Origin of the sequence: Heyndrickxia coagulans DSM 1 = ATCC 7050, assembly GCF_000290615.1 — a bacterium.
In the GTDB taxonomy this organism is placed as follows: domain Bacteria; phylum Bacillota; class Bacilli; order Bacillales; family Bacillaceae_C; genus Weizmannia; species Weizmannia coagulans.
In genome coordinates this window covers 1-502 of the sequence record NZ_ALAS01000012.1, presented here as the reverse complement: position 1 = coordinate 502, position 502 = coordinate 1, and the positions used below count along the sequence as shown (strand labels likewise).

The following is a 502-nucleotide window of genomic DNA, read 5'->3' as shown; positions in this document are numbered from 1 at the left end:
TCTTTGAAGGAAATGCGGATTTTCCAAAGTTCAAAAATCGTAAAGCAAAACAATCCTATACAACTAACTTAGTCAATGGAAACATCGAATGGAAAGATGGTCATATCAAGTTGCCTAAACTAAAGCTTGTAAAAATCAAACAGCATAGAGAAATTCCTGCTGATTATAAATTGAAATCCTGTACCATTTCCAGAACAAAGTCAGGAAAATACTATGTTTCCGAACTAATAGAATACGAAAAAGATATACAGCCTAAAACAATAGAAAATGTCATTGGGCTAGATTTTGCTATGGCTGAATTATACGTGAGTAGCGAGAATGAGAAAGCCAATTATCCTCGTTATTATCGTGTGATGTCAGAAAAATTAGCAAAAGCCGGGCGCATTCTGTCCAAACGCAAGAAAGGTTCTGTACGTTGGAACAAGCAACGACTAGTAGTGGCTAAGTTACATGAGAAAGTGGCGAACCAACGCATGAATTTTCTTCATCATAAGTCAAAAGA

General features: G+C 36.1%; 1 protein-coding gene. It reads left to right on the top strand.

Features of this window, described 5'->3' with window-relative positions; translation table 11 throughout:
* On the top strand, nt 1-502 hold a 502-nt coding region (locus IC21_RS00530), incomplete at both ends, for an RNA-guided endonuclease TnpB family protein (protein WP_035180212.1).